The organism is Pullulanibacillus pueri, from assembly GCF_014639255.1.
GTDB classification, from domain to species: domain Bacteria; phylum Bacillota; class Bacilli; order Bacillales; family Sporolactobacillaceae; genus Pullulanibacillus; species Pullulanibacillus pueri.
Genome location: NZ_BMFV01000005.1, coordinates 129,332 through 155,400, shown reverse-complemented (window position 1 = coordinate 155,400; position 26,069 = coordinate 129,332). Strand labels below are relative to the sequence as shown.

Annotated in this window: 23 protein-coding genes; 12 read left to right on the top strand and 11 right to left on the bottom strand. The window is 41.6% G+C overall.

Going from position 1 to position 26,069, the window contains the following annotated elements:
* Positions 1 to 18: 18 nt before the first annotated feature.
* The gene (locus IEV91_RS05295; protein WP_188496367.1) at positions 19 to 393 is read right to left on the bottom strand and encodes a MerR family transcriptional regulator; all 375 of its coding nucleotides are present in this window, start codon (positions 391 to 393) and stop codon (positions 19 to 21) included.
* Between the two features lie 234 nt (positions 394 to 627).
* Between IEV91_RS05295 and IEV91_RS05290 the strand changes: the two genes are divergently transcribed.
* The 3 genes from IEV91_RS05290 to IEV91_RS05280 all read left to right on the top strand — a co-directional run bounded on the left by IEV91_RS05290 (position 628) and on the right by IEV91_RS05280 (position 3,330).
* Complete coding sequence (locus IEV91_RS05290; protein ID WP_188496366.1) at positions 628 to 1,221, top strand: YdeI/OmpD-associated family protein; 594 nt, start codon at positions 628 to 630, stop codon at positions 1,219 to 1,221.
* Between the two features lie 266 nt (positions 1,222 to 1,487).
* Complete coding sequence (locus tag IEV91_RS05285) at positions 1,488 to 2,510, top strand: AraC family transcriptional regulator (protein ID WP_188496365.1); 1,023 nt, start codon at positions 1,488 to 1,490, stop codon at positions 2,508 to 2,510.
* Between the two features lie 25 nt (positions 2,511 to 2,535).
* Positions 2,536 to 3,330, top strand: a complete 795-nt coding sequence (locus IEV91_RS05280; protein ID WP_188496389.1) for an SDR family NAD(P)-dependent oxidoreductase — start codon at positions 2,536 to 2,538, stop codon at positions 3,328 to 3,330.
* Between the two features lie 256 nt (positions 3,331 to 3,586).
* Here the strand turns inward: IEV91_RS05280 and IEV91_RS05275 are convergent, their stop codons facing one another.
* Positions 3,587 to 3,745: a hypothetical protein gene (locus IEV91_RS05275; protein WP_188496364.1), complete on the bottom strand. Its 159-nt coding sequence runs from the start codon at positions 3,743 to 3,745 to the stop codon at positions 3,587 to 3,589.
* A gap of 361 nt (positions 3,746 to 4,106) precedes the next feature.
* Here IEV91_RS05275 and IEV91_RS05270 point away from each other — a divergent pair, with 361 nt between their 5' ends.
* Positions 4,107 to 5,213, top strand: a complete 1,107-nt coding sequence (locus IEV91_RS05270; protein ID WP_188496363.1) for an N-acetylmuramoyl-L-alanine amidase family protein — start codon at positions 4,107 to 4,109, stop codon at positions 5,211 to 5,213.
* A gap of 363 nt (positions 5,214 to 5,576) precedes the next feature.
* Here IEV91_RS05270 and IEV91_RS05265 read toward each other — a convergent pair whose 3' ends face one another.
* The 5 genes from IEV91_RS05265 to IEV91_RS05245 all read right to left on the bottom strand — a co-directional run bounded on the left by IEV91_RS05265 (position 5,577) and on the right by IEV91_RS05245 (position 10,858).
* Positions 5,577 to 6,587, bottom strand: coding sequence for a FecCD family ABC transporter permease (locus tag IEV91_RS05265; protein ID WP_188496362.1), 1,011 nt, complete (start codon positions 6,585 to 6,587; stop codon positions 5,577 to 5,579).
* A complete protein-coding gene (locus IEV91_RS05260) occupies positions 6,584 to 7,591 on the bottom strand; it encodes a FecCD family ABC transporter permease (protein WP_188496361.1) in 1,008 nt (335 codons plus the stop codon). The genes IEV91_RS05265 and IEV91_RS05260 overlap by 4 nt, the downstream gene beginning before the upstream one ends.
* A 126-nt stretch (positions 7,592 to 7,717) precedes the next feature.
* A complete protein-coding gene (locus tag IEV91_RS05255; protein ID WP_188496360.1) occupies positions 7,718 to 8,638 on the bottom strand; it encodes an iron-hydroxamate ABC transporter substrate-binding protein in 921 nt (306 codons plus the stop codon).
* Positions 8,639 to 9,361: 723 nt separating this feature from the next.
* Positions 9,362 to 10,591 (bottom strand): cytochrome P450, encoded by a 1,230-nt coding sequence (locus tag IEV91_RS05250; protein WP_188496359.1) that lies wholly within the window; start codon positions 10,589 to 10,591, stop codon positions 9,362 to 9,364.
* Positions 10,592 to 10,621: 30 nt separating this feature from the next.
* A complete protein-coding gene (locus tag IEV91_RS05245) occupies positions 10,622 to 10,858 on the bottom strand; it encodes a ferredoxin (RefSeq protein ID WP_188496358.1) in 237 nt (78 codons plus the stop codon).
* A 463-nt stretch (positions 10,859 to 11,321) separates the two neighbouring features.
* On the opposite strand from IEV91_RS05245, the gene asnB reads away from it, so the two are divergent.
* The 5 genes from asnB to IEV91_RS05220 all read left to right on the top strand — a co-directional run bounded on the left by asnB (position 11,322) and on the right by IEV91_RS05220 (position 18,086).
* Complete coding sequence (gene asnB / locus IEV91_RS05240) at positions 11,322 to 13,148, top strand: asparagine synthase (glutamine-hydrolyzing) (RefSeq protein ID WP_188496357.1); 1,827 nt, start codon at positions 11,322 to 11,324, stop codon at positions 13,146 to 13,148.
* Between the two features lie 341 nt (positions 13,149 to 13,489).
* On the top strand, positions 13,490 to 13,807 hold the full coding sequence (locus tag IEV91_RS05235) for a hypothetical protein (protein ID WP_188496356.1): 318 nt from the start codon (positions 13,490 to 13,492) through the stop codon (positions 13,805 to 13,807).
* 68 nt (positions 13,808 to 13,875) lie between these two features.
* On the top strand, positions 13,876 to 14,445 hold the full coding sequence (locus IEV91_RS05230) for a nitroreductase family protein (protein WP_188496355.1): 570 nt from the start codon (positions 13,876 to 13,878) through the stop codon (positions 14,443 to 14,445).
* A 52-nt stretch (positions 14,446 to 14,497) separates the two neighbouring features.
* A complete protein-coding gene (locus IEV91_RS05225) occupies positions 14,498 to 16,264 on the top strand; it encodes an ABC transporter ATP-binding protein (RefSeq protein ID WP_188496354.1) in 1,767 nt (588 codons plus the stop codon).
* Positions 16,233 to 18,086, top strand: coding sequence for an ABC transporter ATP-binding protein (locus tag IEV91_RS05220; RefSeq protein WP_188496353.1), 1,854 nt, complete (start codon positions 16,233 to 16,235; stop codon positions 18,084 to 18,086). Before IEV91_RS05225 ends, IEV91_RS05220 begins: the two co-directional genes overlap by 32 nt.
* Positions 18,087 to 18,208: 122 nt before the next feature.
* Here the strand turns inward: IEV91_RS05220 and IEV91_RS05215 are convergent, their stop codons facing one another.
* The gene (locus IEV91_RS05215; protein ID WP_229745417.1) at positions 18,209 to 19,618 is read right to left on the bottom strand and encodes an MFS transporter; all 1,410 of its coding nucleotides are present in this window, start codon (positions 19,616 to 19,618) and stop codon (positions 18,209 to 18,211) included.
* 89 nt (positions 19,619 to 19,707) lie between these two features.
* A complete protein-coding gene (locus IEV91_RS05210; RefSeq protein ID WP_188496352.1) occupies positions 19,708 to 20,274 on the bottom strand; it encodes a cysteine hydrolase family protein in 567 nt (188 codons plus the stop codon).
* A gap of 112 nt (positions 20,275 to 20,386) precedes the next feature.
* Between IEV91_RS05210 and IEV91_RS05205 the strand changes: the two genes are divergently transcribed.
* Both IEV91_RS05205 and IEV91_RS05200 read left to right on the top strand, forming a co-directional pair.
* Positions 20,387 to 21,001, top strand: a complete 615-nt coding sequence (locus IEV91_RS05205; RefSeq protein ID WP_229745416.1) for a TetR/AcrR family transcriptional regulator — start codon at positions 20,387 to 20,389, stop codon at positions 20,999 to 21,001.
* A 1,023-nt stretch (positions 21,002 to 22,024) separates the two neighbouring features.
* Positions 22,025 to 23,224, top strand: a complete 1,200-nt coding sequence (locus IEV91_RS05200; protein WP_188496351.1) for a macrolide family glycosyltransferase — start codon at positions 22,025 to 22,027, stop codon at positions 23,222 to 23,224.
* Positions 23,225 to 23,451: 227 nt separating this feature from the next.
* Here the strand turns inward: IEV91_RS05200 and IEV91_RS05195 are convergent, their stop codons facing one another.
* Positions 23,452 to 23,991, bottom strand: a complete 540-nt coding sequence (locus IEV91_RS05195) for an AAA family ATPase (protein ID WP_188496350.1) — start codon at positions 23,989 to 23,991, stop codon at positions 23,452 to 23,454.
* A 10-nt stretch (positions 23,992 to 24,001) separates the two neighbouring features.
* On the bottom strand, positions 24,002 to 24,844 hold the full coding sequence (locus IEV91_RS05190; RefSeq protein ID WP_188496349.1) for an aldo/keto reductase: 843 nt from the start codon (positions 24,842 to 24,844) through the stop codon (positions 24,002 to 24,004).
* Between the two features lie 231 nt (positions 24,845 to 25,075).
* On the opposite strand from IEV91_RS05190, the gene murB reads away from it, so the two are divergent.
* Positions 25,076 to 25,996: a UDP-N-acetylmuramate dehydrogenase gene (gene murB / locus IEV91_RS05185; RefSeq protein ID WP_188496348.1), complete on the top strand. Its 921-nt coding sequence runs from the start codon at positions 25,076 to 25,078 to the stop codon at positions 25,994 to 25,996.
* Positions 25,997 to 26,069: the final 73 nt, after the last annotated feature.

Here is a 26,069-nt window from a genome sequence, read left to right as displayed (position 1 = left end):
TTTTTTCGACTTGTCTTGTTATCCTAGTCTCTCCTGAATCTGTTTGGTATAACGGTTGATTTTAAAGTCAATGCCCTCGAGAGATTCCTTCATCAAGGATAATTCAGCGAGCACCTCCTGCTTGTGGGCAAGCATCATATCAAGTCGCTTATCAATCGTTGAATCACCTTCGACCACCCAATCAATATATTGCTTAATATGATTGATGGGCATATGTGTGCTTTTTAAACACATCACCGTTTTAAAGAGGGCGATCTGATCCTCTGAAAATAATCGTCGGCCCGCTTCATCTCGCTGGATAAGAGGTAACAACCCCTTTTTTTCATAATAGCGCAAAGTGGATTGTGGCATGTTGAACATCGTCGCGACTTCGCTAATGGAATAATACGTCATTGGAGACCTCCAAATTTGATCTGTACTTCGTCGACAGGTTTAGCATACAACTTAAACTGGGGTTTAAGTCAACAAGGAAATAAAAAACTCTAGACTAATTTTTAGTTTCCCTCGCTATCCCCTTTCCTCAAGATTTTTATTTGACACAAGCTAATGAATACCCTATTATTAATCGGACAATAATCGGAAGCTTTCTATAAGGTCTATAGAAAAATCATAGAGAGGTGTTCCTTGATGACGAAGAGTCGCATGAATCCTAAGGTGGATGCCTTTATTAGGAAGGCTAATCAGTGGAAGGAAGAATATGAGAAGCTGAGAAGGATTGTTCTTGACTGTGAGCTGACGGAAGAATTCAAATGGATGCATCCTTGTTATACGTTTGAAGGAAAAAACGTTGTGTTAATCCATGGATTTAAAGAATATTGTGCCCTTCTCTTTCACAAGGGGGCTTTGTTACAGGATCCTCAGGGGATTCTCATCCAACAAACAGAAAATGTACAAGCGGCGCGCCAGATTCGCTTCACTAATGTTCAGGAAATAGTTGAACAGGAACCTTTCTTGAAAGCCTATATCTATGAAGCGGTTGAAGTTGAAAAAGCGGGTTTTAAAGTCAACTTTAAAGAGCATGGCGAATACACCATTCCTGAAGAACTTCAAATAAAATTCGATGAAATCCCAGCTTTGAAATCAGCCTTCGAAGCCTTAACGCCAGGACGGCAAAGAGCCTACATTTTTTACTTTTCGGGAGCCAAACAAGCTAAAACCCGAGTGGCAAGGGTCGAAAAATATATGCAGAAGATTCTCGAGGGCAAGGGATTGAAGGATTAGGGAATTAACGATAAGTGACCTCCCTTAGTGAAAAGAGTGTTTGATGAAAATGTCTTGTGATATGATACGATACGTGAACTAAAGTGAGCTGCCTGAACGAATGGCAGCTTTGTTTATTCATGGCCCCTTTTTTGGCGCCATCGGCAAATAAAGTGTCGTTGTTTGCTAGTTACAGTGTGACTTTGAATAGGTAATGTAATCAATGTCCCTATCTAAAATATACCCGATGAATGAATTTAATAGAGAGATAAAGGAGGTTCAAAAGGATGACTTCGCATCTACATATTAGAGTTCCCGAAGGATTTTGGGGAGGGTTACGTCAAATGGGAATAGCTCCCCATGAGGTGGTTCGACAAGCTCAGTTACCACTCACCCTAATCAATGAACCCTTTGTCACCACTGCACAATATTTTGCGATATGGCAGGCGTATTCAGACCTCATTGGTGACATTGCTCAAGGCATCATCAAGATGGTGACCGTCTTTGAGCCTTCCCAGTACCCGCCCACGGTTCTCACGACTTATCATGCCCGTCATTACAGGGACGCACTAAATCGGATGGCTCGGTACAAACAACGATGTCCTCCCGAATGCTTACATATAAGTGAGGAAGGTGAGCGCTGTACGATTGAGCTGAGATGGCTCGATACTGAGGAAGCAGGTCCGGCCATGCTAGTGGGCATTACATTGGCATTTCTCTTAGAACTAGGTCGCCGGGGGACGGGGAAGTTCTTAAAGGCGAGGTCCGTGGAATTTTCACAACCAATGGGCGATGTACAAGCATTAGAAGCCTATTTTGGCTGTCCTATTCAGAGGGATGCAGGATGTAATCGGTTGACATTAGATCGAAGCGATTTGGACCGTCCTTTTGTCTCATATAACTCAGAGCTACTGGAAGTTCTTACGCCTATATTAGACCAATCATTGGATGATCAGAGGGGCAAATATTCATTGTCTGAGAAGGTCAAATGGATCGTGAAACAAAGCCTCACTGGAGGACGTCCCAGCATTCAAATGGTGGCAAGAGAGTTAGGGGTAAGTGATCGTACTCTCCAGCGTCGACTCACTGACGAGGGTACAAACTTCAAGGATTTGCTGATACATACTCGACATGAACAAGCGCGCGAGTATTTGAGAGATTCCTCACTTGATATTAAAGAAGTGGCATTCCTCGTTGGTTATGAAGATCAGAGTTCATTCTATCGGGCTTTCCGCCATTGGGAAGGGGATACACCGGCACATTATCGCACTAAACAATGGGACAGCGACTCAAGACATTTAGAAAAATAGAATAGAATTAAAGGGGAGAACGATGATGGAGATGGGGTTAAAGAATAAAACAGCACTAGTGACGGGATCGACGAAAGGCATAGGTAAGGCCATTGCCATTGAACTAGCAAGGGAAGGCGTCAACGTCCTCATTAATGGCCGGAAGGATGAAGGAGTAGAACGAACAGTTAATGAGATTCAAGCGAAATTTCCAGCAACGCTGCCTCAAAAAGCGACCGCTGACCTTGTAGACAGCAAACAACGAGAAGCCTTATTTGAAAAGCATCCTCATATTGATATCCTTGTTAACAACATGGGGATTTATGACATCATGCAATATGAGGACGTTGATGATGAGGTATGGGAAAACTATTTCCGTACCAATGTTCTGGCGGCCAATGGACTCTCTAAATTTTATCTGCCTAAAATGCTGGGACGCAATGAGGGGCGCATTCTTTTTATTGCCAGTGAGGAAGCCGTGATGCCATCGGGGCAAATGCCTCAGTACTGTATGACAAAATCAATGCTACTCTCCTTGTCAAAAAGCTTATCTCAATTAACGAGAGGAACAGAGGTCACAGTTAATACAATTATGCCAGGACCAACACTCTCTGAAAATGTGCAACAGATTATAGAAGGGATCTATTCTAGTGATGAGCGAACCTTCTCGGAAAAGGAAAAAGACTTCATGGCTAAAAATCTCCCGCAATCTGAAATCCAGCGTTTTATTCGGCCGAGTGAAATAGGGCGACTTGCCGCGTTTCTGTGTAGTCCTTACGCCTCTGCATTTAAAGGCTCTCCAATCCGCATGGATGGCGGGATGGTACCGACTATTTTTTAAGTCCTATATCTTAGTAAGAGCATTAGATTCTCTGCCAAAGAATAGGAATCAAAGACTCACAAGGATGTTTTGCTGTGACTTAAAAATAGAATAGCTACCTATAGAAATCAAGCCTTAGTGCTGTAGGCGCTTTTTAGATTCAGGTTTTTAGATTTAAGAATGAAGCCATCTCAGTCATCCATTTTCAGGATTTTTGAGTCGGCTTCTTTTCCTTAGTAACAAATAGTGAAGCAGAGCAAACACTCAAGGGTGGTGTTTAATCTCGCATGGCTCCGGCTTCTCGGGAAGTCATATCACCTTGACCTTCACTGACATCCTTTTGAATTTGTTGTTTTACTTTTTGGGCATCTGTCCCAGCGAATCCTGGTTTCTTAGCGGACCCCATATTTTCTTGAGTCTTTTTATCCTTCTGCATACAAGCCCTCCTTCAATATGGTTTAACTTTCTTTCTTATTATGTGCAGCAAAGCCCTCGATGTATCCAGGATAATATCACCGTCTAAGCTATGACCTCTCGAAGTTAATAAGCCAATACAGGGTCAATAAATGAGTCGAAAATATTTGCTTGTGAGGTAGTGTCCTTCCACTAAAAAAATTAGGACAAACAGACTATTGAAATTTGTCGGGATTGGTCGATAATCTTTTTAAGTGCTATTTTAATAGTGTCCATTCATTGAATTCTTTTGATCAGAAAAGACTTCATAATAATGAAGTTACAGTTAACTAAGTGGGATATCATTAAAATCTATGAAAAAGAGGAGTGTGGGTGTACAAGCTATGAGGAATTTGTCTATAAGACTATTAAAAGAGCAGAAGCGGGGCAAAGGACTTTATTTATTCGTCCTTTCAATGGTGTTAATACTTATTCTAAGTAGTTTCCCATTGTCTGTTTCTGCTGAGGAAAGTACATACGGTGTAGGGGCTTCAACATTAATCGTACGGAGCCAGCCAGACATTCAATCCAATGCGATAGGTTACATCAAGAGAAATACAGTAGTAACTGTCTCTGAAAAACGGTTTGGATGGGCCAAAATTGATTATAACGGTCAAACGGGTTGGGTTGCTTCACAATTTTTGTATCCCACGAATAAAACGGCTACAGAGTCACCAACTCAAAATGTTCAATCCGATCAAAAGGTGACGGTCAATGCGAGTGGTGTCCGTATTCGTAAGGGTCCCGGAGTGAATTACGCCATCCGCGGCTTTGCCAATAGCGGAGATGTCTTTTCAATTGTCAATCAACAGGGGCAGTGGGTCCAGGTTCGCCTGAATGGAGGCGGTACAGGATGGATCGCAGGCTGGCTTGTCAGTTCGTCTGCCAATAACCAGCCTACTGGTCAACAATCCTTAAAGGGATATAGCATTGTTCTTGATGCTGGACATGGTGGATTTGACCCGGGGGCAACGGCTTATAATGGTCTGTATGAAAAGACATTGACCATACAGATGGCACAAGCAGTGGCAGAACAATTGCGGGAAGCAGGGGCAACAGTAGTCATGACAAGGTCGGACGACAGCTATGTCACACTCGCAAATAGAGTGAGTGTGAGTGGTTCATATCCTGCGGACGCTTTTGTGAGCATTCATTATAATGCTTCTCCCATCTTAAGCACGAGTGGGATAACAACCTATTATTATGATGATTCTAGTCAAGGCTTGGCCCAAGATATTCAGCAAGAATTAGCACAACAAACCGGTCTTCCGAGTGATGGCGTCAGGTTTGGAGATTATTATGTACTGAGGAATAACCCTGAAAAAGCGATTCTTATGGAATTGGGCTTTATCTCCAATCCCAATGACCTTGCTTTGATTCAAACAGCACAATATAGAAGTAATGTTGCTAACGCAGTGACACAGGGTTTAATGAATTACTTTGGAAAATAGAAGAAATAGAAGAATAGGACACTCTTGCTCACAGAGCACAAGAGATGCTTATACGTTTAACCGGTCGGATAGAACATTATCTGGCCGGTTTTTCTTATAACGTGGGCCAAGCAGAGTGCAAGTTCAATTCCCCAGCGCATAGCCATTTTACAGGAGCAAGAGCATAACATTTAGAAGCAAATAGCGTGATTACTAGAAACACAAAGAATTATAGATTATAAGATTGATCATTACAACGAGACTTTAGCCAACCCAGATATAAATAATACGGCTTGTGATCCTATAGAGGATGAATAAAAAAGCTCCCCGTCGCCGAGGATGATCCGTTTCTCGGTAAGGGGGGCTCTTATGTGGTTAAGAACGTCATACTTTCTTCAATAACAAGTAGATGAAATAAGGGGCACCAATAAGTGCAATCATGACGCCGGCGGGAAATTCAGCGGAACGGATGAGATGATGGCCAATTAAATCAGCCATCATGAGCAGCCATCCCCCGATCAATATTGCAATAGGCATAAAAAGCTGATGACGGGGACCGATTAATGATTTGGCCAGATGAGGGGCAATCAGCCCAACGAAGGCGATACCCCCAGTAATCGAAACCGCAGCAGAAGCCAGTGCTACAGCCGTGAAAAGTAAGATCAACCGTTCTCTTTCAATCGAGAGGCCAATACCAATGCCGAGGGGTTCACTTACTCCAAGGAGATTTAAACGGTTCGCCTTGTATAGGGTAAATGGAATGAGAATGATGAGCCATGGGAGAATGGCCCAGACGAAGGGCCAACTCGTCCCCCATATATTTCCTGATAACCACTGAGCAATGAAATCTACCTTTTGTTTATCAGTAGATGATGTGATGACGATCATCAGCCCTGATAATGCCATGGAAAAGCCAACGCCAACAAGGACGAGCTTGACAGGCTCCATGCCTCTTTTTTTATTGATTGAAAAGATGTAAATGAGTACAGCTGTGAGAAAGGCACCAACAAACGCAACGACAGGCATCATGTAAGAAAAAGTCGCTTGATCAATTGGAAAAAATAAATAGAAAATAGCAATGGCGACGCCAGCTCCTGAGTTAATGCCGATAATTCCAGGATCCGCTAAGTCATTCTTGGTAATGCCTTGTAAGACAGCGCCAGAAACAGCTAAGGCCATCCCCGCAAAAAGGGTGATCAGGATACGTGGCAGGCGAACATCAAATAATATAAAATTCACTTGAGAATCCCCGTGGCCCAACAAAGCAGAAATAACTTGATCATAGGGAATAGCGGCACTGCCGATTCCTGTCCCCCAGATGAAGGTTAAAAGGATCAAGGCACATAAAATAGCGATAATGATTTTTTGTCTCCTCAAAATCGATGAGTGTATCATGAAAATGCCTTACCCCCTTTGTGAACAACAAATAAAAAGAAGGGGAGCCCAATGACGGCAATAATGGCTGCGACAGGTGTTTCAAACGGGGCATACAATGTACGTCCCAATGTATCTGCTAATGACATAAAGCTGGCGCCAAAAATTGCAGATATAGGAAGGATATAGCGATAATCTGTACCAGTGATGGGACGAACCATATGGGGAATCATGAGACCGATAAAGGCCATATTACCCACAAGTGCCACTGAAGCCCCTGCTAGAAGGACAATGACAACATAAAGAATGGCTTTTATTTGCCTTGTATGTTGTCCCAGACCAATAGCCAACTCCTCATTTAAGCTTAAGACCGTAAGCTGCCTTGAAAAAAGCAGGGCCACTAAGATCCCCACGAGAATAAAGGGCGCAATGATAGCCAGTTGGTTCCACGCGGTTCCTATCAAACCGCCTGCCGTCCACATGGAAACGTCTTTTGAGAGTTTAAAGGTTAAGGCGATCCCTGTGGCTATTGCTTCAAGAAAAGCGGAGACGGCTGCTCCTGCAAGGACAATTCGAAAAGGAGAAAACCCGCCTCTTTTTAGAGCACCGATGCCAAGAACGAGCAGAACTCCCACAGTTGCTCCAATAAAACAAGCAATGGTTAAAACAAAATAATTACCCTTGGGAATCAAGGCGAGACATAAAGCGAGTGCTGCATTGGCTCCAGCTGTTAATCCGAGCAGTCCAGGGTCTGCAAGTGGATTTCTTGTTAAGCCCTGCATGATCGCTCCGGCAACTGATAATGCAGCGCCAACAAGAATAGCACCGATTTCGCGTGGAAAGCGAATTTCCCGAATGATATCGATAGACTCGCTCCTATGTTGGGTAAAAAGGGCAAACCCTATATCTTTCATACTGATAAGGGCAGCCCCTAAGCACATAGATAAAATAAAGCACACCATTAAAACCAAAATGCCAATGATTAATTTATAAGTAAAAGGCACCTGTTGTCTCGATTTGCTCATTGCGCTGCTCATCCTTCCCTACACGACATCCTTAAAAAAAGAGAGGGGAATCCTATAATTAGGCATTCCCCTTCTATGCTTTGTGACTCTCATGAGGTGATCTCCAAAACGATGACCGAGTCAATCTTACTCGCCTAAAAAGTCCTTTTGAAAGACTTTAAGTTGATAATCTAATGAAATGGGATCGTTAAAGCTGAATGCAGAGGTATTCACTTTATAGACATGATGATTTTTTACAGCCGGAATATTTTTATAGGTGTCCGTTTTTTCAAATGACGTATCAGCACCGGATTCAACGCTTAAAATGACGTAATCTCCGAAGTATTTAGGGAGAACCTCTTGTGAAATCTGATAGTATCCAGGTTTAAGGGCCTTGTCTTTAACCATTTGAGGCATATTTAAATGCATTTCTTGATAAAGGATTTCAGTTCCTCTTCCCCAGTTATCTCCAAAGACATAAAATTGTTTTGCCGAAGTCTCAACAACTGAAACTGTTGCGTCTTCACCGATCTTAGCCTTTATTTTTTTAGAGAGGGCTTGGGCTTTTTCGTGGTAACTCGCTACCCAATCTTTGGCTTCTTTTTCTTTGTTCACGAGTTTTCCAATTTCCTCAAATAACTGTAGATAGTCTAGCTTCCCATAAGTATAAGTGACGGTCGGTGCAATTTTTTTCAGTCTGTCGAGATTCTTTGTGCTGGAATATCCAATAATTAAGTCGGGCTTGAGGGCCGCAATTTTCTCAAGGTCATCAGCGGATACGACTTCAACGCCCTTTAAATAAGGCTGGTAATTTGGATTGTTTTTGGCATATGTATCAACACCGACAATAGGAACGCCTAACTTCATGACTTCACCTGCAGAAAGATCAAGGATAACCACTCTTTTAGGATGGGCAGGGACCTTAACAGGGCCATTCTCTGATTGATAAGTGACCATTTTGTCTTTATTTTCAACATTAGAGGATTTTGAATCCTCAGACGATCGGGAGCTGCAAGCACTAAGCACAAGAATGAGCAACAGTAGCAGTGGTAGGAACTTTTTGGACATGTTCTTTTCCCCTTTGATTATTTTATTAATCAGACATGTAGCTTTTGCACCAAGTGATTAATTGATAATGATTATCATTATCTATACAGTGAATTATAATAATAGCTACTTTTATTTGTCAATAAAAAATTTAGAGGAATGGTTAAGCAATCTGAGGAGGGGACAATCTAAGCAATATGGGTGTATTCGATTTGCCTTTTTCGCCATTGGTGATGTATGGAAAAAGTGGAGTGATAGCAAGGGAGGGTGGAGTTTACTTTTTGTCATTTAGCAAGTATGACGAGAATCTTATTTTCTGCTCCCATTTATCAGAGTTACGGTAAGCTCATTACAGAGAGAACAGAACCCATTTTAAATAAGAATATACCAATGAAAGATTTAGGTCTATTGAAGAGGACCGCTCAATAGGTTGATTCTTCGATACCCGTTTCAAGCCTTTTGTATAGTCTAATGAAAGAAGCCTAAAGTGAAGCTCTTCCCGGATTAGGACTATGCCGGTAGTGGGGGTTTTTTTAGTGTTCGGTGACTCGACTAAAAAGAGAAAAATAGCCTGACATAAATCCCTCACATTGTTTGAGGTATAAAATGGGTTCATTATTTGAGTAAAACGGGAAATTTGGAGAAAAAATATGCTCCTACCTAAGGGAATAGGAGCACATAAGGGAGCTTTAAGGCTAAAGATAGCTCTGAAAGAATTAGAGGTCTTTCATATTCTTCTTCACTTTATCGATACACCTTTAGCGGAAGGCTCGTTAACGATTGACCCGGGGCTGAATCGGTTAAATTTTTTTCTAAATCAAAGGTAGCTCCTGCTTCGATACGAGAAAACCTTTGTAAAAATGTTTTAAGTGCCAGTGTTAATTCTAATCGTGCCAAAGGGGCGCCTAGACAAAAATGTGGGCCTTTACCAAAGGTTAAATGTTTTTTATTATTGGCACGGTGAATATTTAAAGTGAAGGGATCGGTGAATACCTCTTCATCCATGTTGGCGGCACTCATCCAGGCAACAACCACATCCCCCTTTTTTAGCGGAGTGCCGAGTAAGTCATTGTCTTTTTTTACGGTACGCTCCCTTTTTGAGATTTGAAAACGGTAGCGGAGCATTTCTTCAACAGCTTGAGGGATAAGCTCTACATCATTACGCAATTCTTCATAGAGAAAGGGGTCATCGTAAAGTAGGGAATAAAAGGTATTGGCGAGTGCGTGGCTAGTCGTTTCCACACCTGCGCCTAAAAGCAGCATGGATACACGTACAATTTCATCATCGGTAAAGGTTTCACCGTCAACTTCTGCAGAGGTTAAGTCTGAAATAATATCATCAGAGGGATTTAAACGTTTTTGCACAACAATAGGGTAGAGATATTGGTAATACTCTTTAGCGGCCTTTTGTTTTTCTCGTTCGATTTCTTTCTGGTTGGACTTGTCAAAAGGTTGGAATAAAATATCTACCCAATGTTTAAATTGCGACTGGTCATGGATAGGTACACCAAATAATTCGGCAATCACCATACCGGGGAAAGGGGCTGCTAATGCTTGAACAATATCAACGGTTGAATTTTCTGGAATAGTGTCAATGAGTTGGGTTGCAATGTGTTGAATACGGGGTTCCCAGTCTTTTAAACTTCGAGGCGTAAAGGCTGCGGATAACAAGGAGCGTCTTTTCCGGTGCATAGGGGGGTCCACCATGATATTCACATGGTCAGGGAGTGTGCCTTCTTTGTTATTGGCCCCTACAGGAATCGTTGTTCTTGGGCCTTCAGTTGAAAAAACATCATAGTTGGTTAACACTTCTTTTACATGATTGTACTTAAAAACATGCCAGGTATTCGTCCCTTCATCAAAATGGACAGGTGTATTCCTATGCATCTGTTTATACCAATCGATAGGAAAAAATTCTTCAGAACGGGAACGGAATGTCTTGACCTCTTTTAATGAAATGATTTCTTTGTTCATAAAACGAGTGACTCCCTTCAATAAATAAACTTAAGCGTTTTCCTCATAAGGCTGTTCAGCTACTTTGACTGATTCCGTGGGGCAATCCTCCATGGCTTCTTGTACGTCTTCAAGCTTATCGTCAGGTATAGGGACAATCCCTTGATTATTGTCTAATGTCACAAAAGCGAGTCCCTCTTCATCAAGGCCAAAGATATCTGGTGCGATCCCTTCGCAGGTACCACAGCCAATACATGTGTCTTGGTTGACCCATACGTATTTGGCCATCGTCAAACCTCCTTCTTCTTAGTGTTTTCATCGTCATCACTGTCAGATTTCACCTTTTGTTCCCGGTATACCTATTGTGACTTTTTGGTCCTGTAATTGACCTATGAGTCATAACTAGATTACCATAGTCAGTGAGATACAAGCATGAGTCTTCGGTATGGTTTTTAATAGGGGAAATTAATCTGGAGATTAGTTTTCGCTATTCATAGTCAAAACGTCCTGCGCCCATTCTCTTTATATCCGCTTTTATGTGTAATTACTTACATATAATTTCTCTTGTAAATTTAAAATAATCCCTCGTAATAAAGACTTAGATAATTTTTACCGATTTATCCTTATTCATTTTGTTTCATATAGGACTATCTCATTAATTTTTTGAATATTGAGGTGGATAATTTGAGATTTTAAGCTTTAACCTTTAGCATTTGCTATGTAATTTTCTGATGAAAGAAGGCAGAAGAACATGTGTGGAATTGCAGGTTGGATTGATTGGGAAAAGGATTTGTCGGAACAACATGCCGTATTGAGAAAGATGACAGCATCGATCACGCACAGAGGACCAGATTCAGAAGGCTTCTGGTTATCCAGACATGCTGCTTTGGGTCATAGGCGATTAATTGTGATTGCGCCGGAGGCTGGCGAACAACCCATGGTTTATGAGCACGGGAATGATAAGATCGTGCTGACATACAATGGGGAGCTCTATAATTACCGTGAATTAAGGAAAGAGCTGCAAGAAAAAGGCCATGTTTTCCAATCGCTTTCAGACACTGAAGTTGTATTACATGCCTATCTAGAATGGCAGGAGGATTGTGTCACCCACTTCAATGGGATTTTTGCTTTTGGTATTTGGGATGAAAAAGTACAGCGCCTCATGCTTGGGCGCGACCATCTGGGAGTGAAGCCGTTATTTTATACTCAGGTGGGGCATTCTGTTATTTTTGGCTCAGAAATCAAAGTGTTATTGTCTCATTCGGCTGTGCACGCAGAAGTGGATAGGGAGGGTCTTGCGGAAATTTTTGGCATGGGCCCGATAAGAACGCCTGGACAAGCTGTATTTAAAGGGATCAAAGAGGTGCGGGCAGGACATTATGCCCTTTTCACTTCTTCAAAAAAGGTAACACACCCTTATTGGCAATTGAAAAGTCAGCCACATACCGATGATGTTGACACAACAGTATCAAAGATCAGGACACTGCTTGAAGATACTGTCAGACATCAATTGATTGCGGATAAGCCTTTGGTATCGATGCTCTCAGGTGGATTAGATTCGAGTGGACTGACAGCCATCGCCGGGCAAGAATACAAAGAAAAAGGGAAGAGGCTGCACACTTATTCCATAGATTTTGTTAACTATGAAGCTGATTTCAAAGAGGATTTTCTAAGGCGTGATCGTGATGAGCCGTGGGTAAGAAAAGTATCAGAGTATGTAGGAACCGAACATCACTCGATAGTTATAGGCGCCGACAAGCTAGCTGAGAATCTTTTAATACCTATGAGAGCGCGGGATCTTCCAGGGATTGGGGAACTAGAAACGTCCCTGTATCTTTTGTTTAAAGAGATGAAGAAGCAAGCCACCGTTGCCCTGTCGGGTGAATCAGCCGATGAAGTTTTTTCAGGCTATCCTTGGTTCCATCAGCCGGAGTTCTTAGATGCAGAGACTTTCCCTTGGTTAGTTAATATAGACTTTATTGCTGATGTTCTCACGGACGAGTGGAAGGAGCGTTTGCAGTTAAAGGCTTATCAAAAACAAAGGTACCAAGAAGCACTGGCTGAGGTCCCACTATTAGAAAATGAGGATGACAGACATCGCAAACAACGGCAAATGTCTTATATGTTCATTACACGATTTTTAACCTTTATGCTTGATAGAAAAGATCGGGCGAGTATGATGACAGGCTTTGAGGTTCGCGTACCTTTCTGTGACTATCGTCTTGTTGAGTATCTCTGGAATATCCCTCACGAATTAAAAAGTATAGACGATATTGAAAAAGGGATTCTTCGTCGAGCTTTAAAGCCCTACCTTCCTGATGAGGTGCGCAATCGCAGAAAGAGTGGCTATCCTAGTACGAACGATCAAACCTACCTTAAGGCTATTGGGCAAATGATGGTCACCGTTCTTGAGGATCCTCAGTCACCTTTGAGACGTTTTGTTAAAATCGATCGCCTCATGCAAATTGCTCAAGGAGAAGATCAAGAGATTACTGATGAGCAGGCTAGGCATGTCCTTGATTATTTATTACAAGTAAATGCGTGGTTAAAAGAATATGAGATTACCATTAACCTCTAAACCACATTGACAGGGAGGCAGACGGCTCCCTTGAAGGGTTTTTTAATACCCTTATACTTTTTGAACTTAAACGATGGAGATTAACCCCTTTTGGATCCCAGAATCCAGAGGGGTTTTTGTATTTAAAGGAAGACAGAATAAGGACAAGAATGGTGGTCAGGATTTATTTTCTTAGGTCAGGGTGAATTCAGTCATTTCTTGATATTAAGGGCCGCCTTACTCTTCACAGATTGAAGGGTTTAATTAACTCTTATTTAAAAATAATTTGACAAATTGCATACATTTGTATACATTATGCATAGAAATAGCGTATACAAATGTATGCAAAGGAGTGTGTAAGAATGAAGGACTTGGCCAACCACAGGAAGGATCATCGAGAAGGTGGGTGCAAAGGAAAGCATCATCGTGGGGCTCAAACATTTCGAAGAGGTCGGGCTCTTGAATTTTTAGAAAGACTGAACGTTAAATACAACACATTAAGACAACAATTAGAGTCAACGGAGTTTCAAGAGATTAAACAGGTCATTCTTGGAGAATTAAAGGCGATTGAAATGGTGATAGAGGAATATACGAAGCATTTCGAACTCCATGAAAGAGAAGGTAACGAACAAGTTTCCAACCAAAAGAAAAGGCTGGCTGATGATGGAGACGGAGAATGACTTAAGAAGTTCAGAGTCTACGCATGCAAATAGTTAGAGTTATATAACCATAGATAAGGGGAATCGATATGCATCTATTACAGGCAATAGAATCAAGAAGAAGTATTGGGAAAGTGAAACAAAAGCCAGTAGACAGAGAAAAGATTGAAGCATTACTTAAGCTTGCCACGTATGCCCCCAATCATCGTATGACTGAGCCTTGGCGATTCTTTGTGATGCAAGGTGACGGACGTAGGGTACTAGGGGATGCCTATAGAGATATTGCTTTTGAAAAGGCGACGGATCTTTCGGGTGAATCACGTACGTTAATTGCAACCACTCAACAGAAGAAGGCGAAACGCGCGCCTGTAATTGTAGCCGTAGCAACGTCATTTAGAAGCCACGATGAGATTGAACGTACGGAGGATCGTGCAGCGACATATGCGGCCATTCAGAATATCTTATTAGGAGCACACGGGATGGGATTAGGTGCTATTTGGCGTAGCGGAGCACCGATGTATCATCCTAGAATGAAAAAAGCTTTTGGTCTAGGAGACAATGATGAAATTCTTGGTCTTGTTTATATTGGATATCCAGAGGAAGCACCTGTCCCGAAACAAAGGACGTCTTTTTTAGAGGTGACTACTTGGATGGATTAAATTCTTAGCGGAGTCTTTTCATTACACAAATAGAATGAAAGGAGATATCTACATGTGGGGATTAAAAGCCTATATTAAGCCGTATTGGAAGTTTGTCATGCTTGGGCCGCTCTTTATGCTTTTTGAAGTGTTTTTTGATTTGCTTCAACCAAGATTAGCCGCTTATATTGTTAATTCTGGAGTTGTAGAACGGGATCTTAGTCTCATTGAGCGTGTGGGATGTCTAATGGTGGGGGTGGCGCTACTCTCGTTAGTTATGGGGGTTGGGTGTAATCTTTTTGCCAGTCGCGCCTCACAGAATTTTGGTGCAGATATTCGAGAAGTCCTTTACAAAAAAATACAAACCTTTTCTTTTGAAAATCTTGATACCTTAAAGACGGGATCCTTAATTACAAGAATAACAAACGACGTTGTTCAGGTTCAAAACCTATTACAAATGGCTCTTCAAGGCCTCGTTCGAGCACCCAGCCTATTGATTGGTAGTGTCGTGATGGCGTTATTAATGAATCTGCGACTGGGTCTCATTCTATTGGGAACATTAATCGTTTTAGTCGTTGTGCTCTTTGGACTTATTCGATTTTCCTTCCCACTCTTCTCAAATGTTCAAGCTAAGCTCGATGCAGTGAATACAAGAATACAAGAGAATTTGGCAGGGATCCGGGTCGTCAAGGCCTTTGTAAGAAATGACTATGAAAAGAAGCAATTTAAGCAAGTGAATAGTGATTATACGAGGGTCTCCATAAGAGCCGCGCGTTTTATTGCCTTGAATTCCCCAATTGTTTCATTAATTATGAATGCATGCCTTGTGGCTATTCTCCTGTATGGAGGGAACTTGGTATGGATGAACACGGTTCAGGTCGGGGATTTGGTGGCTTTTATTAACTATGTGACCCAAGTCCTATCTTCCTTACTAATGGTCAGTGGATTGCTTATGAATGTCTCACAGGCCAATGTATCTGCTAAGCGGATTCATCAAGTGTTAACAACAACACCTAAAATTGAAAATAGGATGGCAGAATCCTCCTCTCCTATATTAGGTCAACACATAAAGTTTAATCATGTTGACTTTACATACAATGGCTCAGATGAATTACAGGATAAGGTGTTAAAGGACATCACTTTTGAAGCTTATCGTGGTGAAACCATCGCCATTATTGGATCCACAGGTTCTGGAAAATCCACGCTCGTTCAGTTGATCCCAAGACTATATGATGTAACCTCTGGGTCTATTCAGATTGATGGCAACGATATTCGTGAATACTCTCTTTTAGAATTGAGACACTCGATTGGGATGGTCCTCCAAGATGCCTTTTTATTCTCTGGCTCTATCAGAGATAATTTATCGTTTGGACGATTGAATGCGACACAAGCTGAGATTGAGGAGGCGGCTAAAATGGCTCAAGCGCATGATTTCATCACCCGATTGCCTGATGGCTACGAGACTAAAATTGGCCAAAAAGGGGTCAATTTATCTGGGGGACAAAAGCAAAGGCTTTCTATCGCTAGGACATTACTGATTAAGCCTCCTATCTTAATATTAGATGATAGTACAAGTGCCTTAGATCTTGGAACCGAGAGACGACTTCGGAACGCTTTAAAAGAAGTGATGGAGGAAAATATGACCTTCCTTATTGCTCAGCGCATTTCGTCAGTTATGGAAGCTCAAAAGATCATTGTACTAGAAGAAGGATCTATTGTTGGCATAGGAACGCACGAAATGCTATTGGAAACATGTGAAGTTTATCAAGACATTTATAGGTCTCAATATGGTAAGCGGGAGGCATATTATGGCTCAACACAATCCTTCTCATCAAAGTAAAAACACAGCCCATTTTTCTCAAATGGGGTTTAACTCTGGTCGAGGGCCGCGCCCGGGAGAAATTCAGCATGTAAGGTCAAAGAATGCTAAGGGGACTTTGCTTAGAATTTGGGATTATTTAAAGCTTCAACGTCGAGGGTTATTTATCGTTGTCATTAGTACAGCCCTTATCTCTTGTTTAATGCTCTTAGGCCCTTATTTAATAGGAAAAACCATTGATAACTATATTGTTCCTCATCATTTTCATGGGTTGATACGAATGGGATTTATCCTATTCGGCGTTTATTTCCTTGGCGCCTTGTTCACATGGATTCAGCAATATGTGGCCTCGAGTTTATCTCAAAATACAGTCCGAGACATGCGCCAAGATTTATTTGACAAATATCAAGCCTTACCTATCCGTTTCTTTGATCAGAAGACACATGGAGAATTAATGAGCCGGGCGACCAATGACATTGCAAATGTCTCAAATACACTTAACCAAACAGTTGTGCAATTGATTTCCAGTCTCTTTATATTAGTGGGCAGTGTTGTCATGATGTTAAGCCTCAGCCTTTGGATGACACTCATCACCATTTTAACAGTACCAACGGTGGCTCTTATTACAAAAAAGGTGACAAAATATACGCGCCAGTATTTTTCTGAACAACAAAGACATCTTGGTGAAGTGAATGGTTTTGTCCAAGAGAATATATCAGGTCTAAGGGTGATTAAAACCTTTGGTAGGGAAGCGCAATCTATTGAGGAGTTCAAAGAGATTAATGAAAAACTACGTTTAGTCGGTATAAAGGCCCAAAGTCTTTCCGGATCAATGGGTCCGATGATGAATACTATGCGTAATCTCAGCTTTGTTGTTATTTCGGTATGCGGTGGGGTTTTTGCTTACCACGATCTCATTACCATTGGGATTATTGTGAGTTTTCTTAATTACTCCAATCAATTTAGCCAACCTATCAATCAATTAGCCAATCAATATAACCTGCTTCAATCGGCGATTGCGGGAGCGGAACGCGTCTTTGAAGTCTTAGATCAGGCTTCAGAGACGTTAGAAGAAAATAAGGGAGTATCTCTTAAAGAAGTTAAGGGGGAGGTCATCTTTGATAGGGTGAATTTTGGCTATGAATCGGATGTTCCTGTTCTTAAGAACCTTTCCTTGCATGCTTCTCCTGGGCAGATGATCGCTTTGGTCGGTCCAACAGGTGCTGGGAAAACAACGATTATCAATTTACTCTCACGATTCTACGATATTCAATCCGGTCAAATTTTCATCGACGGCAAAGACATTTATACCCTCGATAAACATTTTTTAAGACAACAGATTGGATTGGTCTTACAGGATGCCTACGTTTTTTCAGGGACAATCCGGGAAAATATTCGCTACGGTCGCTTGGCAGCTACGGACCGAGAAGTGGAGGAAGCTGCTCGATTGGCTAATGCTGATGCGTTTATAAGCAGGCTTCCCAATGGGTATGAAACACAATTAAATGCTGAAGGCAGTAATTTAAGTCAAGGGCAAAGACAGCTTTTAACCATTGCTCGTGCAGTACTAGCTAACCCTGCTATTTTAATCCTAGACGAAGCTACAAGTAGCGTGGATACTCGAACAGAGCTCCATATTCAAGAGGCCATGAAAACTTTAATGAAAGGGAGAACCAGCTTCGTTATTGCTCATAGGCTCAGTACCATTCAAGACGCTGATCATATCTTAGTGATAAATAATGGAGAAGTGGTTGAACAAGGATCGCACGAAGCACTGTTGTTGCAGGGCGGGTTTTATGCAACGCTTTATAAACATCAATTAACACAGGGGAATGTAAGCTAATTTGTACTTAAACGCCGAATTAAGAGAGAACTAGAGAAAGGGACATCGCCTACTGATGATGGGGCGAGGTGAGTAGGCGATGGTCATAAGAGCTGGTTACCTCTATATATTTTAAAACATTTTTACGAGGTTTTAGTTTGTTTTCCTACTTTACTTAAGGAGCGATCGAATAAGGTGATGATAATTAGGATAATCCCAATGATGACACAAAATATGGCGAGCTCGTGCATCCCTTTGGTAATGGTATCAGATTTTAAAAATAGTCCGTTGGCACAGGAAGCGAGCATAGCGCCCATGTACATAAATGTTCTTAGCAAACCAGCGGAGGCTGCGATTTGATTGGATGCCGCTTGGAAATAGATAGCCCCTTGGTTCGCCAAATTCAATAACCCTTGAGGAATGCCAAAAAGTAAGATAATGATGACAAGAAAGATAAGACTACTCGTATGACTTGTAAAGAGTAAGAGTGCCATGGCGATAAATTGCACTAGGCTGCCGACAACCAATTTCAAATGTATTGCTGGACTTTTTCCGGTAGTTCTAGAAACGATGATGGCTGTTAAAAACATCGGCAATAGCAGCAAGCCGGCATGAGAAGGCGATAAGCCCCTCCCTTTTTCGAGCCATTGTGTGAATCCATAAAGCACACTATACGAAACGGTGGCAGCAAGTAAACTACGGGCATACGTCAGTAATAAAGGGGTATTTCCACCTAACACACGTACATCGATGAAAGGATGCTTTGTTCTTAATTCATGCCAAGCAAAAATAGCGCCGGCAATAATGGCAATGAGGATTAAATAAATTTTAGATACACTCGGATTCATTAAGAAAAGTAATGCAGCAATTAAACTTAAGCCAAAAAAGATCATCCCGATAAAATCGATGGTCAGCATATCTTGATCTTTTCTTAGAGCGTCCTTAGAGACTTTTGGAAAACGGGTAGCGCCTAAGATGATACAAGCGATTGATAAAGGAAGGTTGATGATAAACGTACTTTGCCATCCGCCGATATCAATGAGTAGTCCACCTAATGTCGGACCGATGACGGCAATGGTCTGGCTCGCGATGGCCAGTATGGTAAGGATGCTCGTCGGGCTCTCCTCGCCCGTTCGTTCAGCTTCACTGCGGATAAGATACATAGAGGCAGGATAACCTGCACAGGTTCCAAAGCCGAGCAAGACTCTGGCGGCTACTAGCCACCAAAAATTAGGAGCAAAAACGGCCATTAAACTAGAGATGCCGACTAAAGATGTCGCAATTAAAAAAAGTAGTCTTGGTCCAAACATATCAATCAATTTGCCAGTCACCGGTTGACCAATGGCGGTGGCGAGATATAAAGCAGAAACGAGCCAGGCTGTTTGTGAAGGTGGAGCCCCAAAAGCCTGACCAATAGGGATTAAAGCAACCGCAATAATTGACGAGTTAATAGGATTGAGTATAGTCCCTAAAACCATGGGGGTTATGAGTTTTTTATTAAATTGACTATCACTTCTCGAGCTTCCGATGGTCTTACTTTTGCGCTTGAACACAATGATTCCTTCTTTCTCATCTACACGCCTAGTCTAGACAAATAAATGAATACAAGGTTCTTTGTAATAGCTACAAAGAACCTTTTGCTTTAATCTAATGTACTTGTCCAATCATTAACAGTGAGGGTATCAGCCTGTTTGGGAAAAACCTTTTCTATTAGGACCTTATGAACTTCAGGATCTCCATCAAAACAAGCGTCAGTGAGTACTTTTATTTTAAAGTCTTTGTCCGCAGCTTCCCGTAATGTCGAGAGCACGACACCACTTGTCGCTATGCCACTAAGAACAATCGTATCGATTTGCTGTGAACGCAGGATCACTTCAAGATTGCTACCAGCAAACGCGCTCACGCGATATTTTGTAACAACTGGTTCATTTCCTTCGGGTTTTACAGCTTCGTGGATTTGAGTCGCGTCATCATTGACGGTCATGCCACCATATTTTGATATTTGTGAGAAGCCTTTGTTATTAGGGCTAATTTCAGGATAGCCTTCGCTAAAACCCACTCTCACATAAATCACAGGAATGTCATGTTTACGAGCGGAATGGATGGCCTTCTGATAAGTAGCGAGTGCTTCCTCTAGATTGTCCCCTATGTGTGGAACAATACCATTTTGGACGTCCATAACGAGTAATGCTGTTTTACTATTTGACATATGTTGTCAACCTCTTTTCATTAAGTTATTATTAAGTGGAGAACTCTACCACTTATAATAAACGGAGATGTCTCCATTTGTCAAGTTGTTCGTCATAGATAAGGAGGGATAGATGATGAAGGATGGGAAGACTTCTTATACTCGAATGGAACGCCGAGATGCGGCTGAGAATCGTCAGCGTATATTAGACACTGCCTTCAGGCTCTTTAATCAAAAGGGTGTGGAGCAAGTGAGCATGAATCAAATTGCTGCAGAGGCTGGCATTGGTCCGGGGACACTTTATCGCCGTTACAGAAATAAAGGAGAACTCTGTCTCGACTTAATTAAAGATAATGTGGTTCTCTGCTTTGAGGATATTGATGCCTATTTAGAGGAGAATCAAACAGAACCACCCAGAACAAGGTTAAAAGGGATTCTTAGCCTATTTATTCGTTTCAGGGAGAGTAAAGCTCAGTTGCTTAAGGGTGTTGAGGATTCGGCGTCTACTCATCGAAAGACATCTGGAAAAGCGTACGGTCCTTTATATGAAGAACTGCATCAGCTCTTCGTCGCTCTTTTTGATGAGATCTACACAGGGAGCGGGGGTCAACCCAACAATGTGTTTAGATCCGATATGTTACTTACGGCTTTAAGAAGTGATGCCTATTTATTTCAAAGGGAAGTGCGTGGGTATTCGCCTGATGACATTTTGGATCAGCTTTGTTCCACCTTTATTCCACAGCCTTAAAGGGTGTCATCAAAAAACTATATTGTATTGATTGTATAGAACGAGAGAGGAATGTCTGATGTTCCTTTCTCGTTTTTTTATTGTGTTGATCGCCACTCCAGGTCGCTCGCTTTCCTCATGCCCACAGGACTAAGGAAAGCTTCTAAGAGAATAATCCTCGCAGAAAAATCGTGTTTTTTACGATTTTTGATGTGGGTAGGATCGGTGTTGTCACAGGACGTGACGATTTTAACCGATCATCCTTACTGGCCTCAGCTAACTTGGGAATAGACTCTTTGTGTTCCAAGTATTTATGAATAAAAACCCCTGTTCCTGCGTCTACAAGTATTGCTTTGAAGTCAGCTTTCTCGGAACAACTCGAAGTGTATTCGTGAAGTTACGCTGGTTGCTGTTCCCGAAGGAGTCTCGCGCCTTCCGTTCAGATCAACTGGGTTGCTGACGGTGCCCTTTATTAACAAACACTATTTCAATATCCATATGAGGAACGGGCGCTTGCCCGGTTTTTCTCAAAATATAAGAATGTATAAAATTCTGGTCATCAGGAAGGTGTGGATTTCCGCTCCAGAACGCTCGCTTTCCTCATGCCCACACGATGTGGGTAGGGTCGGCGTCGTCACAGGACGTGACGTTTTTAGCCGATCGTCCTTAGTGGCCTCAGCTAACTTGGGATGATAATCGAGTTTCCCAAGTGGATCTTCGGACACGTGCTGTTCCCGAAGGAGTCTCGCGTCTTTCGCTCCAATCCACTTGATACTGACGAAGCATTTTGGTAAAAAAGCTTTTTAATGCCCAACTGAATAAGGACCGGGCATGCTTTTCGCCCGGTTTTTCTTAGTAGAAGGGAGGATTAGGAGTAAGTGCTGTATATAAATCTTTATTCAAACTTTGAGTCTAGTCACTCGATCTAAACCTTTCCTAGGTTACAAAAGTTCTAAAACCTTTGCATCTTGTCCTAGGCTCATCATGTTCTTTACGATGGAGAAGGGTAGACAAACCTATTAATTTTTTGAGAAGGTGTTTTTGTTGGCAAACTATTTGTATATTAATTTACCGGCTGAGGGTCATGTGAACCCGACTCTAGGCATTGTAAAGGAATTGACGAGACATGGGGAGAGAGTGATCTATTACTGCAGTGAGCCTTTTAAAGTGCGTTTAGAACATGCAGGTGCAGAATTTAGACCGTTAGATTTTGAACTGGAGTTGTCAAAAAAAGATAAACCACCCTATGGGATTTTTTCTTTTCTAGAACGTATTGAAGGGATCGTTGATCATATATATAGGGACACAGTAAGTGATGACATCGATTATGTCCTCTATGATGCCAATGCATTACCTGGGAAAATGATAGGTCACCTGCTGAATAAACCAACGATTTCGACTTGGTCTATTTTTGCTCTTGATGATAAGTTTACTGAGCGATTAAAAAAATTAAGAGAAAAGTCCCAGTTAAGGACAATGATAGATTCTGATAAATTAAAGAAGATGATTGAACAATTAAGACATAAATATAAGATGGAGTTACCGGATTTTCCAAAGGCTCTCCTTTGTGATGGAGATTTCAACCTCGTGTTTACCTCTCGATTTTTTCAAATGAATGACGAGCGCTTTTCCGATGAGCAGTATAAGTTCATTGGACCTTCAATTACTTCGCGAACGGAGGGTGAGGGCGAGCTTCCTTTCAAATTTGAAAAAGAGTACCCTCTCATCTACATCTCTATGGGTACGGTGCTTAACGATCAGCCCGATTTCTATCAATTGGTTTTACAGACCTTTAAAAACGAGCCTTATAATATTATCCTTAGCGTGGGAAGACACACGGATATCGATGCCCTTGGGCCGACCTCTGATAACATCATCATTCGTCCTTATGTTCCACAACTCAAAGTGTTGGAACAGGCGGATGCTTTTATTACGCACTGCGGAATGAATAGTACCAATGAAGCGCTTTATTTTAATGTTCCGCTGGTAATGCTTCCGGCCGGGAGTGACCAGCCAATGGTTGCGGACCGTGTCGAAGAACTGGGGGCAGGTATTCAATTGGATTTACAGACGGTGACGGGTGAAGCTTTGAAAGAGGCTGTTTTCACAGTCTTAAATGATGCCTCTTATAGAAATGGTGCAAAACGCATTAGCGAATCTTTCCGTGAAGCAGGAGGCTATCAAAGTGGTGTTGATGCGATCTTAAGATTTGCTGAAAATTATAACGGTAACGTACAAGTATAAATGATAAGAGCACGTCTTATTCTTGCAGCTTACTAGAAGGGTAAGCCCGTAAGAATAAACCCTCTAAATCTGAATCCGATTTAGAGGGTTTATTTTTTTGTTAATAACGTCAGAATGTATAACTTGTCTTGGCAACAAGTCCAGTTTTCTAAAGATGAGTATAGGCTGACGAAGAAGAAAGGCTTCGGAGGAAAAGTTTATCTTCTATGACTATGACTTGGTGGCAGTCAATTTGTTCTTAGTTGCCTTAAAATTTCAGTGTAGAGTTCTTCAACGTGCTTTGAGCTATCGAGTTGTAAAACAGGGCTTTTGGAATGTTCGATTTGATAGGTTTGCTCTGCATAAGTTCCGGACGCGCTTGGATCTTTTTCAGTCAGATACGTCTTGCACCATTCGATAAAATCATTAGTATAGTGACCATTTGCATCAAGCCACATCGTATGATGACCGTAGCGCTCAATCTCTCTTTTTCGTAATCGTTCCATACGAACAGCTTCATCAAGGGTCAGAAAGACCAAAAGATCGCGGTCACTAAATCCTTTTGGATACCACGAAAAAACTGAACCCGAGGCAACATAACAAGGGCTTGCTCTCATGTCTCTTTGATAAAGTTCCATTCGTTTTTCTACTGGATGATTTTCTGTAAAGGTGTCATCCTTCCAAAGATAACGATCCGTATCAATCCACTGAATTTTTTCTTTCCCACTTATAAATTTCGCTAAGGTGCTTTTACCCGTACCAGAGCCACCGATAATTTGGATTTTCACTTCATTCCCCCTAAAATTCTTCATAAGTGGCAGGATCCTGATTGTTTATTCTGCCGTCAGAACGAGTAAGAGCTAAAATGTCACTCATTTCTTGATCCTCTAAAGAGAAATCAAAAATCGATATATTTTCGAGTTGACGCTGAGGAGAGGCGGATTTTGGTATTGAAATCGCACCGAGTTGATAATGCCAACGCAAAATAATTTGCGCGATGGTCTTATGATGATGGGCGGCAACTTGTTGCAACGTTTTATTCTCTAAAATAGTGGCTGCTCGGGCTAATGGGCTCCATGACTCCGTTGCGATATGATGCTCTTCATGCCATTTTCTTTGTTTTTCCTGGTTGAAAAAGGGGTGTAGCTCGATTTGGTTAATGCTTGGGATGACCCCCGTTTCGCGTTTTAATCGCTCAAGATGTTCAGGCAGGAAATTACAAACCCCAATTGAACAGACTAATCCCCATTTTTTAGCATCAATTAAGGCTTGCCATGCTTCAACATAATGATCTTGTTGAGGATTTGGCCAATGGATAAGATACAGATCATAATAATCAAGGTGGGCCCGATATAAGGATTCTTGAATGGTGGTAATAGCTTTATCATATGTATGATAGCGACCGGGAAGTTTGGATGTAATCAATAGCTCCTGTCTCGGAACGGTACTACGTCGAACCGCTTCACCTACAGTTCCTTCGTTTTCATAATTATAAGCCGTGTCGATGAGTCTGTAACCCATATCTATAGCACTTTTTATAGCATGAGCACCTTCATTACCATTAAGACTATAGGTACCAAGACCGATAGCGGGCAGATACATACCGTCGTTCAATGTGACCTCGGGAATCAATGGACTCACAATCAACCACTCCTTTTGATTAATAATATTACATTATCACCTCCTTTAGTAACAATTCAAATTTTTGAATCAACTTCGAGTGTAACGCATGGTGTCGTGTCTTGTTAATGAACTTTAATCAAACTTTATTTTAAGGCTATGGCCGTTTGAGTTATAATGAATCATGTTAAGTTTTTTCATCTTATGGTTATAACAAGAATGTTATTTGAAAAAGAAATTAAGGGGTAAACTATGGAAAAACAAGAAGTGTTCCGACATTTAAATACACAATTAAAAAATAGCGAGATAAAACAGGATGAGTTTTTAAAGGACTATACGTATACAAAAATCGGTGGGCAAGCGGACTTTCTCATTTTCCCGAAAAATTATGAAGATATTCAGACCGTCGTTGCGTTTGCCAAAAATAATGAGATCCCCCTTACGATTATGGGCAATGGGTCTAATGTTTTAATAAGAGACGGTGGGATTCGGGGGCTTGTTTTGAATCTTACGCAACTCAAGAATATTGAGTCGGACGGCCACTATATCACCGCGCAAAGTGGGGCAAGAATTATTGATGCCTCTCGTTTTGCTTTAGAAAAGAGCCTGACAGGATTAGAGTTTGCCTGTGGTATACCCGGATCGGTTGGGGGTGCGCTCTATATGAATGCCGGTGCCTATGGTGGTGAAGTGTCTGATGTGTTAGAAAGTGCTTTAATCATTGATGAAGATGGAGAAATATCCAAGGTTAGTGCAGGTCAATTAGAATTGAGTTATCGAACGAGTTCAATACAAAAGAGGGGCTTAATTGTTCTAGAAGCCCATTTCCATTTAGAACCAGGAAACGGCCAAGAGATCAAATCAAAAATGGATGAGTTAACCTTTTTAAGAGAGTCCAAACAGCCACTCGAATATCCTTCATGTGGGAGTGTCTTTAAACGACCTCCGGGTTATTATGCGGGGAAACTTATTCAGGATAGTGGCTTACAAGGCTACCGTGTGGGTGGCGCCGAGGTTTCTAAAAAGCATGCGGGTTTTATCGTTAATGTGAATCAGGCCACTGCAAAGGATTATTTATCCGTGATTGAACATGTTCAGGAAAGCGTGAAGGATCATTTTGGCGTGACACTTGAAACAGAAGTTAAAATTATTGGCGAAGAACCGAGAGAATAACATGAACGATAAAAAACCCCAACCATTCAAGAGAGTTTGAATGAGTTGGGGTTTTTCATGAGAAAAATATGTT